This is a genomic window from Achromobacter sp. RT286_PF (assembly GCF_059760425.1).
Genome location: NZ_JCBAMR010000003.1, coordinates 281,100 through 293,842 on the forward strand (window position 1 = coordinate 281,100; position 12,743 = coordinate 293,842).

A 12,743-nucleotide genomic window follows, 5' to 3' on the forward strand; every position below is an offset into this window, starting at 1 on the left:
GGAAAGCACATGTCCAACATCGATTTCAGCCAGCCGCGTGAGGCCGCGCGCGCCTTCACGCCCACGCTGTCGGCCTTCGTCGACAACACGCTTTACCCCGACGTGTGGGGCGACCCCGCGCTGGCGCTCCGAGACCGCAGCCTGGTCACCGTGGCCGCGCTGATTGCCGCTGGCCACACGGACGAACTGCCTGCCCATTTGCGTCGCGCCGTCGGCAACGGTGTGACGCGTGAAGAACTGGCGGCGGCGATCACACACTTGGCGTTCTACGTCGGCTTTCCCGCAGCAATTACCGCATCGGCGATTGCACAACACACACTTGCCGCAACACCCGAAAGCGGCGCGAAGGACAAGCAATGAAAGCGATTATTTTTGAACAGTTTGGCGAGGCCGACGTGCTTGAAGTGGCCGATGTTCCCCCGCCCGAAATGCGCCCGGACGACCTTATCGTCCGCGTGCATGCCGCTGGCGTGAATCGCGCCGACCTGACGCACCGCCGGGGTGGCTACGGCCGCCCGAATTTTGGCGATTCCACCATCATGGGCCTGGAGATCGCCGGCGTAGTGCTGCAAGCGGGAAGCGCCGTGCGTGGATTCAAGGTGGGCGACCGCGTGATGGGTGTGGTGGGCGGCGGCGCCTACGCGGAAGTTGCGCGCTTGGACTGGCGCATGGCCTTGCCCGTTCCCGACGCGCTGGATTACGTCCATGCCGCCGCGATCCCCGAAGTGTTCGTCACCGCGCACGAAGCCATGCTGCACCTTGGGCGCTTGAGTGCCGGAGATTCCGTGCTGATCCACGCGGCGGCCGGCGGCGTGGGTTCCGCGGCGGTGCAGCTTGCCAGAGCGACGGGCGCCACCGTGTACGCCACGGCCGAGGCCAGCAAGCTGGCACAGGTGCAGCAACTGGGCGCCGATTGCGTCATCGACTATCGCACGCAGGACTACGCGCGGGTCGTGGCCGAACACACGTCCAAGCGGGGCGTGGACGTAGTCATCGACTTCATCGGCGCGCCCAACTTCGCACGCAACATCGCGTCGCTGGCCAACGGCGGGCGGCTGGTTCAGGTGGGTATCCTGGGCGGCGGCGGCCAGGTCAACATCGCGCTTGAAGACATCCTCTATCGCCATCTGCAAATTTTTGGCACCGTCATGAAATCGCGTCCACAAGCCGAAAAACACGCAATGGTGCAGCGCTTTCGCGAGCATTGGCTGGACCGCTTTTCCAGCGGCGCCGGGCTGGTTCCCGTCGTCGACAGCACCTATACGCTTGAACGCGCATCGGACGCGCACCGCCGAATGGAATCGTCCCAGAACGTGGGGAAGATCATTTTGACGATGGGGGTGTAGGGGAAGCAGGGTGGCGCGCGCGGGTGCCTGGGGCGCCAATCGGTTGTATCCTTTTGCCCGTCGTCATCATTCACGAGAGAGCGCGCGTGCATTGTCAAACTTGTGGGGCGGCGCATCGCGGTCGTGGCCGGCTTTGCGACGAGTGCAGCAAAACCTTGTCCGGCTTGTCCGACGCCAAACAGGCGCCGCCGCCGCTGGGTGGCTTCGATGTGGAAAAGGAGCCGGCCGCTCCGGCGTATAAAGAACCGCTCTGCAAGGAGGGCGGCTGGGATCGGCCGCAGCTCGTGCGCATGGACGTCATACCCATCGCGCTGGCGGGCCGTTCGCTACAGCGGGGATGGCTTACCGCGTTCGGCGCGGCGGGGCTGGCCGTCACCATTGGCGAAGTGGCTTTCAAGTGGGGCGTGTGGTGGTTCTGGTTTGTTGTGCCCAGCGCGATTGCGTTTCTGATCGGCCATGGTTTGATGAAGAAGCGGTTTGTACGGCTTGCCGGCTTGCTTAACTTCGAAGCCGATAAGTCGGGGCGGGTCTACCTCACCACGATGGGTGGAAGCTGCCCCGTCTGCAATGCGGAAATCAAGCTGAAAGATATCGGGCCGCAGAAGCGCAGCAAGACGGTCATTCAGTGTGCGGACAACAGGACGCATCAATGGGCGTTCGACCCCAAGCAGCTGGAGTCGCTGTAGCCGGGTGGTTCATTCATCCACCGAACGCATATCGCAGGTCGTCTCGGCGGACGCGCAGAGGCCCCGAAACCACGCGCGCCCTCGCGCACGATCCTTCGGGGCAAGGCGTTCGAATTTCTCGTTGTTGCGCATCTCGTAATCAAGCAGCAGCCAGTCGCCTTCGCATGCCACGATGCCTTGCAGCGTGGCGCGTTCGGTCAGCCAGTCGTGGCCCAGGTCCAGCAGCCGTTCGGTGGCGATGTCCGGGCGCGCGTAACCCCGCGCCGACTGGATGCCGACTTGCGCATCCGCCGCTTCGATCCAGCCTTCGCCGCGATACACGGGCCGGGGCTGGCTGACGTCGCCACCCGTCATGTCGTCGCTGGCATTCTTGATCTTGAGCCAGCCGTCGCGCGCCTCGGTGACATCGAACGTGACGCTGTAGTAATCGATATCCGGATCGGGGCCATCGCCCAGCGTAGTGGGCAGGCTGCCCAGCACGTCGGACGTGGCGGACGCCTCGGCGCGCACCAGAATTTCGGGCTTCTGGTTGGTGGTCCAACCTGAAAAGGCGCATGCCGTCGGGCCTGGCGGCGTCCAGGCGGCAACGCTGGACGGGGCTTGCGCGCCCACAAGGGGCGGCAGCGTCAGCGCGGCAAGCAGCACAAGCGTACGTTGAACGGTCATTGGGAATTACCGCTGAAGGCAGCTGCCGATGTCCGAAGCTAGCCGGGCCATTTCCTTATCCACGCCCAGGTCCGTGCAATAAGCGCCCGCGCCGCGCAAAGACAGATTCAGGGTGGACGTCTTCTTTGAGACCTCGGCCCGCAGACGGAAGCCGCCGGTGTTGGGCGTGCTGTAATTTTTTGACTCCAGCACGCCGGATTGCGTGTCGCGGATGGCGTAGCCGCTGTCGAACAGCGAACCATGGTCTTTGCTGGAGACGCTTGCCTGATCGATGCAGGCGAACACCCCTTCAACGGATGCGTTCTGCGGCACCGCGATCGACGCGCTTTTGCTTGGACCGAATGCGTCGCACATGCCGGAAGACAGAGAACAAGCGCCCAGCAATACGGCAATACCCAACGTCAATGCCAGGCGGCCCGATCGCTGCCAGCTTGCCTACGCCTTGCGATTGCATTGCATATCCTTGATCTCCTGAAGTGCCATGACGTGCCATGACGTGCCATGAAGGGGCACCGTGGTTACCGTGTCGCAGCGATATTCGCGCGCCGCAACGAGGCGCGCAACGTGTGTTCCAGCTGGCCCAGACCCACATTGCCGCAGCCAACCAAGGTCAGTTCCTGCAAGCGTCGCAACGTTGCCAGCACGCTGATGTCCGCAATGCGCGCGCAGTACTGGATGTTCAGAAATTCCAACTCGGCAAGGGCTGCGATCGGGCTGATCGTATCCAGCAAGGGTAGGTTCTTCAGACGCAGCGAACGCAGGCCGGGCAGCTGTTCAATGCCGGAAAGCGTTGTCAGGGTCCGCCCACCCAACAGGCCAAGCGCGACCAGCGGCAGCGGCGCCAGGCGATTGAACAGCGACGAATCGAACGGCACGTTCCACAGGTTCAGTTCTTTCAACGCCAGCTGCAACGCGCTATCCACCAACGCGCCGCGCCGATCGGGAATGGCCGATAGCGATATCAACGCGGGGAAGTCCTGTGGGTCCAAGCGCAGCGTTGCGCCGACGGTCAGGGATTCCAGGCGGGGCATCGGACCCGCCTGCCAGGTATAGGTGCCCGATTGGGGATGCATGGACAAGTGGCGCAGGCTGGCGGGCAGCATATCGGCGCGCAGCCCCTTTACGACGCTGGGCAGGATGACGCCCGGTCCAATCGACAAATGGACCAGCGAGGGCAGCCGGGCGATGAGCTCGGGCAGGACTTGCAGGGGATCTTCGTGCGGCGCCCACAGGTGCACGTCTGTGATCTGGGCCAGCGTGGCCTCGTCCGGTGGCGCATCGTAGAACACGATGCGCGCATCGCCGCCGGGAAAGTGCGCGGACTGGCGGCTATGCATGAAGCGCCAAGTCTGATCCCGGCCGGGCAGGGGCGTCGAAAACGGGATGGGCGACATGCGGTTTTCCAAAGGAATTTGGATCGCCAGTTTACGACGCGAATCAAGGCCGCGATCACTCATGTGTAGCGCGGCCTGGGCTCTTTGGACCTTATGGAGCCGACCTGTCAAAAACGTGAACGACGCGGAAGCGCTCACACACCAGCATCATGTCCGGCGAGTAACCGCCATTGCGTTCGAAGTAGGCAATGTGTTCGTCGCGCCAGACCGGGTACGGGCCTTCGCCTTCGGCGACGGCGAACGCTTCGTCGACCTGGTCAAAGCGCTGGATCAATACGCCGGTCGTCTCGATGACGCAGGCGGGGCGGCCCTGGCCGTCCAGCACGACATCGCGCCGGCCCGCTTGGGGTACGGGCTCTTCGTCGCCGAAGTGGTGCAGCGCGCCGCAAGTGGCCGTTTTGGTTCCGGCCAGCACAAGGGCCAGCAAGGCGTCGGCAAGTTCCGGCGAATCGCCGAATTGAAACGTCACGGCGTCTTCGAAGGGGGCGGGTGGTTTCATGGTTGGCATGGGTGCTGCACCTGATTCGGGTCGGGGATGGACGTTGTGCGGTCCACGGCCAGGGGCGAATTTTCAACGCGGGCCGAGTACGAGACTGGAACGTGATGATGGCATTCTAGTGACTTTGACGCGGGCGAGCCGTGACCCCGCCGGCATGCCCATTACCTGCCACCGCCCAGAGGCCGCCCAGCCACCGCCTAGCTACCGCCCAGCCCCTACGCGCCTGCCGCCGCACGCGCGTGCGACCGTGACGTCAGAGTGGCCAGCATCGCCGCCACCAGCAGCACCACGGCGCTGACTGCAAAGGTGCTTCGATACCCGCTGTGGTCGAACAGCAGCCCCCCTATCGTCGACCCCAGCGCGATGGACAGCTGGATCACCGCCACCATCAAGCCGCCCGCGGCTTCGGCGGACCGGGGCATGGCTTGTGCCACCCAACTCCACCAGCCGACGGGCGCGGCAGTGGCCAGCAGCCCCCACAAGCCCAACAGTATCGCGACCACGGTCAGCGAGGCGCCGAACGGGATCAGCGCCAGGGCGATGACCGCCATCAACACGGGGATGACGATCAGGGGCGGATACAGGCCTTTTTTGAGGACCGTGCCAATCAGGCCGGTGCCCACGACGCCCGCCACGCCAATGGCCAGCAAGACCAGCGACAACGACGACACGCCCACGTGCGTGACGGTTTCCAGGAAAGGTCGCAAGTAGGTGAACAGCGCGAATTGCCCCATGAAGAACGCACCGCAAGCGGCCATGGCCAGCGCAACAAAGGGGCGCTTGAGCAGCGTGAAGGCGTTGCCCGACGCTCGCGTAGGCGGCTCGGCTTGCATGGCGGGCAGGCTGACCCATTGCCACGCCAGCGCCAGTGCCGCCACCGGCACCAGGCACAGGAAGGCGCCGCGCCACCCTATCGCCGCCGACAGGTAGCTGCCCAGCGGCGGCGCCACGACGGTGGCCAGCGCATTGCCGCCATTGAAGACGGCCAAGGCGCGGGGCACCTGGCGCGGCGGTACCAGCCGCATGGCGGTCGCCGCCGACATCGACCAGAAACCGCCGATGACCACGCCGATCAGCGCGCGGCCCACCATGTACACCGGGTAATTCGGCGCTAGCGCCACGGTGGCGCCAGAGACGGCCATCAGCGCCGTCAATCCCAGCAACAGCGACTTGCGGTTCATGCTGCCGGCCAGTCTGCCGATGGACAGGCTGGTCAGTACGGCGAACGCGCCCGAAATGGCAATGCCCTGCCCCGCCAGCCCTTCGCTGACCTGAAGGTCCGTGGCGATCAGGGTCAGCAGGCTGACCGGCATGAATTCCGAGGCGATCAGCGCAAAGACGCATAACGTCATCGCAAAGACGCCGCCCCAATGGGCCGGCGCATCGGGGCTGACGTGCCCAGCGCCGGGGGCGTCGTGATCCGGCGTGCCGGCCGCCGTGGCCTGCTGCGTGGATGTGGTCATGACGCCTCCACACGCCCCAGATGCTTGTCGAAGAATGCGTTCAACGTCGCCCACGGAATCAACGTGACGCGGTCGTAGAGGTCGACATGGCCGGCACCGGGAACGATGTGCAGGGTCTTGGGCTCGGCCGCCCGGCGATAGGCGTCTTCGCTGAACTCGCGCGAATGCGCCTGGTCGCCGGTGATCAACAGCAGCGGGCGGGGCGAAATCGTTTCAATGTCGTTGAACGGATAGAAGTTCATGAACTTGACGTTGCTGGTCAGCGTGGGGTGCGTCGTCAATGCGGGTGAGGAGCCGGCAGGCGTGAATTGCCCGCGCGGCGTGCGGTAGAAGTCGTAGAACTCGCGGTCCACAGGCGTCGAATCGGCAGTCAGCTGATGCACGCTGCCGCTGGTGTACTTTCGTTCGCCACCGGCGAATTCCACATCGCGCTGTTGCGCGGCGTCGGCAATGATGGCCTGGCGTTGCGCAGGCGTCAGCGTGCGGTTCAACGCGTGGCGGTTGGCGGCGCCCATGTCGTACATGCTGACCGTGGCAATGGCTTTGATGCGCGGGTCGATCTTGGCCGCGCTGATGACGAAGCTGCCGCTCCCGCAAACGCCGATGGCGCCGACATGGTCCCGATCAACCATGGGCTGCGCCCGCAGGAAGTCCACGGCCGCGCTGAAGTCTTCGGCGTAGATGTCCGGCGATACGGCGTTGCGCGGCTGGCCGGCGCTTGCGCCCCAGAACGACAGGTCCAAAGACAACGTGACGAAACCCTGCTCGGCCATCTTGGTGGCATACAGGTTTGCGCTTTGTTCCTTGACGGCGCCCATGGGGTGGCCGACCACAATCGCGGGCGTTTTTTTGCGGCGGTCCAGATCCTTGGGGGTGAACAGGTTGCCGGCCACCTCCATCTGGTATTGGTTCTTGAACGTCACCTTCTGGACCGTGACGCGGTCGCTGGTGTAGAAGTTATCGGCGCCTTCGGGCGTTGCGCCTGCCGGTTGCGCGGCAGCGGCCAACGCGGCGCTGCCCGTGGACGACAACGCGCCCAGCGCTGCCATGCCGGTGCCGATGCCGGCGGCCTTTAACAAGGTGCGGCGGTAGGCATCGGGTTGACGGGCCGGATCGACAGCGGCGGTTTCAAGGGGGTTGGACGCTTGCATGGCGGCTTCCTTCACGGGAATTGACGGGATGGTCTCCATTTTGAAGATGAGCGATAAGCTAGACTAGGTAATGAATCCTTAATTAGCCTATTAGCCCAGCTAATAAATAAGACGAGCCGCGCGCATGGCGAAACGCAACCTGAACGATCTGCTGGCCTTTGTTACCGTGGCGCGGGAACGCAGCTTCACGCGCGCGGCGGGCACGCTGGGCGTGACGCAATCGGCGTTAAGCCAGGCGGTGCGCGGCCTGGAAGAACGGCTGCAAATCCGGCTGCTGACGCGCACCACGCGCAGCGTGTCGCCCACGCCCGCCGGCGAACGGCTGATGCAGGCCATCGGCCACCGCTTTGACGAGATCGAAGCGGAGCTGGATGCGCTGACCGAACTGCGCGACAAGCCTGCCGGCACGGTGCGCATCACCTGCGGCGATCACATCCTGCGGTCCGTGCTGTTGCCCCGGCTGGCGCCGGTACTGCGCGATTACCCCGAAATCAATGTCGAGTTCGACGTCAGCTATGGGCTGCGCGATATCGTCGCCGACCGCTTCGATGCAGGCGTGCGCCTGGGTAACACCATCGACAAAGACATGATCGCCGTGCCGATCGGGCCGGTGCTGCGCATGGCGGTGGTGGGCTCGCCCGACTACTTTTCCCGGCATCCCATACCGTTGACGCCCGACGACCTGACCGCGCATCAATGCATCAATCAGCGCATGCCGACGTCTGGCGGCTTGTATGTGTGGGACTTTGAACGCCGGGGCCGGCAGTTGAATGTGCGCGTGGATGGGCAGCTGATCTTCAACACCGCACCGCCGCAGGTGGACGCGGCGCTGGCGGGGCTGGGCTTGGCCCTGCTGCCCGAAGATGAACTGATGCCGCACATCGAAGCCGGCGCACTGGTGCGCGTGCTGGAAGACTGGTGCCCGACGTTCACCGGCTATCACCTTTACTATCCCAGCCGCCGCCAGCCCTCGCCGGCGTTTTCCATCGTGTTGAAGGCGCTGCGACGCGGGTGATGTGTGATCGGCGCTGCGTTATCGATGTTGCGCTATCGATGTTGCTTTATCGACGTTGCGTTATCGGACCCACGCGCTTGGCGCGCTCGGATCAGCGCACGTCCGTCGCCAGCTTGACGCTCAGGCCGATCAACGCCAACCCGGCCAGCCGCCTCGCCACAGTCCGGGCGCCCGGCAATGCCGAGCAGCGCCGCGCCACCCGGTGGCCGATCGACACCAAGGCGGTTTGGTAAAGCAGGCTTAGCACCGTCACGTGCAGCATCATCGCCAACAGCGTTGCAGGGCTGGCTTGCGGCTTCAGGAACAAGGGAAAGAACGCAACAAAGAACAGCATGACCTTGGGGTTGGTCAGGCTGACCAGGAACGCGCGGCGAAAGGCGGCCCGCGCCGACACGCGCCTGGCAGGCGCCCCGCCATCCATCGCGGCCTGTTTGCGCAATAGCTGCACGCCCAGCCACAACAAGTACGCAACGCCGGACCATTGCAGCGCCCGGAAGATCAGCGGGTGCGCCTGCATGATGGCGGCCAGGCCCGCCACGGCCGCCACCATGAACAGCAGGTCGCCCACCAGCGTGCCCATCACCGCGGCCATGCCCGCGCGCTTGCCGTTGCGCGCGGTGGCGTCAAGAATGGCGATCGTGCCCGCGCCGGGCACCGCCTGGAATATCAGGATGGCAACGATGAAACTGCCGTAGTGCTGGATATCGAGCATGCTGTTTTGGTTCAGCCGTCTGCGTTGAGGAACTCAAATTATCGAGTTCACCCCAGGCTTCGATACAGTACATTCTTCTTCTGAAAAGCGATTTTCCTGTCGTTTTTTCTTGTGAAAACCGGGCTGCGCAAGAATGGATAAAAATGAACTGGATGACATCGCGTGGCGTCTGTTGCGCGCGCTGCAAGAGGATGCGCGCGCGCCGTTGAAGACCTTGGCCCAAGCGGCCGGTTTGTCGGTGGCGGCCACGGCGGAAAGACTTAAGCGCTTGCAGGACGCGGGCATCGCGCAGCGTTTTTCGGTTGAGGTGGACGCCGCAAAAGCGGGATACCCGGTAAAGGCCATCGTTGGCATCACGGCGACGCAGCCGGGCAAGAAGGCGCTTCTGGATCGCTTGCGCCAGGCGCCCGAAGTGCTGGAGTGCCATCACGTCGCCGGCGCGGATTCCTACATGATGACGGTGGTGGCCACTGGCCTGGCGGATCTGGAACGCTTTATCGGCACGATCAACGGCTATGGCGAAACCCGAACATCCATCGTTTTCTCCACGCCGATTGAGCGCCGGGGCGTGGTGCCGCCCGGCGTTGGCAAGCGAACCTAGCGCCCGGCCGCTGCCGCCTGCGCGCGCGGCACGGGCTTCTGGTCGAACGCCCGTTCCTCTGGCAAACTTCCCGCCATGCTACGCATCGACAACCTCAGCAAGCGCTACGGCGACTACCTTGTATTCCAAGGCCTGACTCATACGTTCGAGCCCGGCTGCATGGCGCTGTGCGAAGAAGACAGCACCGGAAAATCCAGTTTGCTGGGCATCATCGCGGGCGTGATCCCGCCTGACGGCGGAGACGTCTGGATAGACGGGCATTCCCTTGAGCAAGCACCGCGGCTCGCCCGGTCGCGCGTGGCTTATGTGCCGGACAACTGCCTGGAATTTCCCACGCAGACCGGGCGCGAGTTCCTGTTGAAAGCGGCGGCGGAAAAAAACGTCAGCCTGGATGACAGCGTGCTGGATCTGGCATCGCGCCTGGGCTTGGAGCCGCATCTGGACAAGCGCTTTGAGCAGATGTCCACAGGCACGCGCCGCAAGGTGTACCTGACGGCCGCCGGGCTGGGCGAGCCGGCCGTCGTGGTTGCCGACGGTGCCAGCAACGGGCTGGACGCGCAGGCGCGCGCCGTGCTGGCCGACGTGTTCAAGATCTGGGCGCGCGACCGCGTCGTGCTGTTTGCCAGCCACGACCCCGAACTCGTGCAAGCCTGCAACGCGCGCATGCTTAACGTGGCCGATCTGCGCCAGGCAGCGGGGCCAGCTAGCCGCTAGCCGCTAGCCGCTAGCCGCTGGATTTTGACTGTTCACCGCCAGCCGAAGCCGCAAGCCGTTAGCCGATAGCCGTTATCCCACAGCCCCCCACGCCTGGAAACACATCAGCGCTTGGACGCCTGCAAGACCTCGATGAACGCCTTGCTGAATGCAGGGATGTCGTCGGGTTTGCGGCTGGATACCAGCGTGCCGTCCACCACCACTTCCTGATCCACCCAGTTGGCGCCGGCGTTACGCAGGTCGTCCTGTAGCGACGGCCAGCTGGTCATGGTGCGGCCGCGCACGACGTTCGCGGACACCAGCAGCCACGGCCCGTGGCAGATAACGGCAACGGGCTTGCCCGCGTCCAACATCGCACGAACAAAGTCCTGCGCCTTGGGATGCATGCGGATTTCGTCCCCGTTCATTACGCCGCCGGGCAACAGCAGCCCGTCGAATACCGAGGGTTCCGCTTCGGCCTGCGTGAACGTCAGGTCCACGGGAAAGCGGTCGCCGGGTTTGTCGTGATGCATGCCTTGAATCGGCTCGCTGCGCGCCGATATCAACACGGTGCGGGCGCCTTCCGCTTGCAGACGGTCGCGCGGACCGGTCAGTTCTACCTGTTCGAAACCATCCACGGCCAGAATCGCGATGGTCATGTCGTTAAGAGTTGCCATGATTGCTCCCTGTGCGGGGCCCCGTGCGAGCGACACGCGGCGGGCCGGGGCCGCGCCCGCCGAGTCGTTGGCGCAGCAAGTGCCATGCCGACAGCGCGCGAGGGCTAGGGAATATCAGGCGCGGACTGCTCAGGCCACGTTGGCGAAACGCTGGTCCAGATACGCAATGATCTCGCTGGATTCATACATCCAGCGCGTGCCGGCGGCCTCGTCGATACGCAGGCAAGGCACCTTGATCTTGCCGCCGCCGGCCAGCAGCTGTTCACGCGCCTGGGGGTCGTTCTTGGCGTCGTGCAGCGTTACGGGCACGTTCAGGCGGTGCATGGCCCGACGCGTTTTCACGCAGAACGGGCAGGCCTTGAATTGGTAGAGCGACAGCGCGGCGGCTTCCGCGTTGACGCTGGCCTGGCCTTGGGCCGATCGCTGTTGCGGGCGCGGACGAGTCAGCGCGTCGCCAATGACGATCAGTTGACCCAGGCCGACACGCAGGGCTTTGACTAGCATGGAGAATGGACTCACAACAAAGGAAAGAGGCGGTCAGTCTACTCTTTCGCCGCGCCCCGCCCTCAGGTCTGTGCCGACTCGTGGCCGTGCAGGGTCTTCAGCCTTCGCAATTCCGGAAACCACCGCATCCACAGCCCGGCGACCGCAATCGTGCCCATGCCACCCAGCACCACGGCCGGCACCGCGCCGAACAGCTCGGCCGTCAAACCGGATTCAAATTCGCCCAGCTGGTTCGACGCGCCGATAAACAAGGTGTTCACCGCGCTGACACGGCCCAGCATGTGGTCGGGCGTGTTCAGCTGCACCAGCGAGGACCGCACCACGACACTGACCGCGTCGGCCGCGCCCAGCACGACCAGGGCCGCCACGGACAACGGAATTGACGTGGACAAACCAAATACGGTCGTCGCCAACCCGAACACGATCAGCGAACCGAACAGCAGCCGCCCGACGTTGTCGCCCAGGCTTAAGCGCGCCAGCGTCAACGACATCAAGGCCGCGCCGCACGCGGGCGCCGCACGCAAGGCGCCCAAGGCCCATGGCCCGGCATTAAGGATGTCTTTGGCGAACAGCGGCAGCAAGGCCGTGGCGCCGCCCAGCAGCACCGCGAATAGATCCAGCGACAAGGTGCCCAGCAGCAGCCGGCGTTGGAAGATGAAGGTGATGCCCGCGAACAGCGTGCGCCAGGTTGTGGGTTCTTTGCGCGGCGGCGCGCGTTCGATGACCAGGGTGGCAATGGACGCGAATGCCGTCAGGTACAACGCGGCTGCCACGCAATAGATCCAGCCGGCGCCCAGGCTGTAGCCGATGCCGCCCAGCGCGGGTCCGGCGATCTGGGCGATCTGCCCGCCCGATGATGACAGTGCCGTGGCGCGCGGCAGCCATGCGCGCGGCACCACGGCGGGGATGAGCGTGGACAAGGTGGGCGCTTCGAACGCGCGCGCCGAACTCATGATGATGATGGTGGCGTAGATCAGCGTCTTGCCGCCCACGCCATGCAGCGCGGCAATGGCCAGCACCAGCGTCGCCAGCGTTTCCATCGCCATGCACGCGGCGACGATCTTGCGGCGGTCGTAGCGGTCGGCCACGTGGCCCACCACCAGTGTCAGCGCGGCCATGGGCAGGAATTGGGCCAGGCCGATCAAGCCCAGGTCCATGGCGCTGCCGGACAGCGCGTAGATCTGCCAGCCGACCGCTACCGAGACGATCTGGAAGGCCAGTGACGCGCTGACGCGGGCGAACAGGAAGTGCAGGAAAGGTGGGCGGGTAAGCGGACTGGGGGAATCGGGGGCGGGCATGAGAGCGTGCGCGGCAGGCGCGCGGGCGGCGCCGGAAG

Annotated in this window: 16 protein-coding genes; 6 read left to right on the forward strand and 10 right to left on the reverse strand. The window is 64.8% G+C overall.

Annotation, left to right across the window (positions count from 1 at the left end; all coding sequences use genetic code 11):
• The first annotated feature begins 9 nt into the window (after positions 1–9).
• From AC6LJY_RS04940 to AC6LJY_RS04950, 3 genes are read left to right on the forward strand one after another with little or no spacing between them, the layout of a single operon-like run.
• Positions 10–360, forward strand: a complete 351-nt coding sequence (locus AC6LJY_RS04940; RefSeq protein ID WP_314355875.1) for a carboxymuconolactone decarboxylase family protein — start codon at positions 10–12, stop codon at positions 358–360.
• Positions 357–1,346: an NAD(P)H-quinone oxidoreductase gene (locus tag AC6LJY_RS04945; protein WP_498135405.1), complete on the forward strand. Its 990-nt coding sequence runs from the start codon at positions 357–359 to the stop codon at positions 1,344–1,346. Before AC6LJY_RS04940 ends, AC6LJY_RS04945 begins: the two co-directional genes overlap by 4 nt.
• A gap of 53 nt (positions 1,347–1,399) precedes the next feature.
• Positions 1,400–2,032, forward strand: a complete 633-nt coding sequence (locus AC6LJY_RS04950; RefSeq protein WP_498135406.1) for a hypothetical protein — start codon at positions 1,400–1,402, stop codon at positions 2,030–2,032.
• Between the two features lie 9 nt (positions 2,033–2,041).
• On the opposite strand, the gene AC6LJY_RS04955 is transcribed toward AC6LJY_RS04950, so the two are convergent.
• The 6 genes from AC6LJY_RS04955 to AC6LJY_RS04980 all read right to left on the reverse strand — a co-directional run bounded on the left by AC6LJY_RS04955 (position 2,042) and on the right by AC6LJY_RS04980 (position 7,205).
• The gene (locus AC6LJY_RS04955; RefSeq protein ID WP_104144660.1) at positions 2,042–2,698 is read right to left on the reverse strand and encodes a hypothetical protein; all 657 of its coding nucleotides are present in this window, start codon (positions 2,696–2,698) and stop codon (positions 2,042–2,044) included.
• A gap of 6 nt (positions 2,699–2,704) precedes the next feature.
• Positions 2,705–3,097 (reverse strand): hypothetical protein, encoded by a 393-nt coding sequence (locus AC6LJY_RS04960; protein ID WP_498135407.1) that lies wholly within the window; start codon positions 3,095–3,097, stop codon positions 2,705–2,707.
• A 119-nt stretch (positions 3,098–3,216) separates the two neighbouring features.
• On the reverse strand, positions 3,217–4,092 hold the full coding sequence (locus AC6LJY_RS04965; RefSeq protein ID WP_498135408.1) for a leucine-rich repeat domain-containing protein: 876 nt from the start codon (positions 4,090–4,092) through the stop codon (positions 3,217–3,219).
• Positions 4,093–4,183: 91 nt separating this feature from the next.
• Positions 4,184–4,591: an ASCH domain-containing protein gene (locus AC6LJY_RS04970; protein ID WP_046804050.1), complete on the reverse strand. Its 408-nt coding sequence runs from the start codon at positions 4,589–4,591 to the stop codon at positions 4,184–4,186.
• A gap of 215 nt (positions 4,592–4,806) precedes the next feature.
• Complete coding sequence (locus AC6LJY_RS04975; RefSeq protein ID WP_498135409.1) at positions 4,807–6,054, reverse strand: MFS transporter; 1,248 nt, start codon at positions 6,052–6,054, stop codon at positions 4,807–4,809.
• Positions 6,051–7,205, reverse strand: a complete 1,155-nt coding sequence (locus tag AC6LJY_RS04980; RefSeq protein ID WP_314355870.1) for an alpha/beta fold hydrolase — start codon at positions 7,203–7,205, stop codon at positions 6,051–6,053. Before AC6LJY_RS04980 ends, AC6LJY_RS04975 begins: the two co-directional genes overlap by 4 nt.
• Before the next feature lie 124 nt (positions 7,206–7,329).
• Here AC6LJY_RS04980 and AC6LJY_RS04985 point away from each other — a divergent pair, with 124 nt between their 5' ends.
• Positions 7,330–8,220, forward strand: coding sequence for a LysR substrate-binding domain-containing protein (locus tag AC6LJY_RS04985; RefSeq protein ID WP_314355869.1), 891 nt, complete (start codon positions 7,330–7,332; stop codon positions 8,218–8,220).
• 91 nt (positions 8,221–8,311) lie between these two features.
• Here AC6LJY_RS04985 and AC6LJY_RS04990 read toward each other — a convergent pair whose 3' ends face one another.
• Complete coding sequence (locus tag AC6LJY_RS04990; protein WP_498135410.1) at positions 8,312–8,932, reverse strand: LysE family translocator; 621 nt, start codon at positions 8,930–8,932, stop codon at positions 8,312–8,314.
• A gap of 133 nt (positions 8,933–9,065) precedes the next feature.
• Between AC6LJY_RS04990 and AC6LJY_RS04995 the strand changes: the two genes are divergently transcribed.
• Both AC6LJY_RS04995 and AC6LJY_RS05000 read left to right on the forward strand, forming a co-directional pair.
• Positions 9,066–9,533 carry an Lrp/AsnC family transcriptional regulator gene (locus tag AC6LJY_RS04995; protein ID WP_485798226.1) on the forward strand — a complete coding sequence of 156 codons (468 nt, stop codon included), beginning with the start codon at positions 9,066–9,068 and terminating at the stop codon, positions 9,531–9,533.
• Between the two features lie 75 nt (positions 9,534–9,608).
• Positions 9,609–10,247, forward strand: coding sequence for an ABC transporter ATP-binding protein (locus AC6LJY_RS05000; protein WP_498135411.1), 639 nt, complete (start codon positions 9,609–9,611; stop codon positions 10,245–10,247).
• A gap of 104 nt (positions 10,248–10,351) precedes the next feature.
• Here the strand turns inward: AC6LJY_RS05000 and AC6LJY_RS05005 are convergent, their stop codons facing one another.
• From AC6LJY_RS05005 to AC6LJY_RS05015, 3 genes are all read right to left on the reverse strand, one after another.
• Positions 10,352–10,903 (reverse strand): type 1 glutamine amidotransferase domain-containing protein, encoded by a 552-nt coding sequence (locus AC6LJY_RS05005; RefSeq protein ID WP_046803960.1) that lies wholly within the window; start codon positions 10,901–10,903, stop codon positions 10,352–10,354.
• Between the two features lie 129 nt (positions 10,904–11,032).
• Positions 11,033–11,407, reverse strand: coding sequence for a glutaredoxin family protein (locus tag AC6LJY_RS05010; protein WP_046803959.1), 375 nt, complete (start codon positions 11,405–11,407; stop codon positions 11,033–11,035).
• Between the two features lie 62 nt (positions 11,408–11,469).
• Positions 11,470–12,705 (reverse strand): MFS transporter, encoded by a 1,236-nt coding sequence (locus AC6LJY_RS05015; RefSeq protein ID WP_498135412.1) that lies wholly within the window; start codon positions 12,703–12,705, stop codon positions 11,470–11,472.
• Positions 12,706–12,743: the final 38 nt, after the last annotated feature.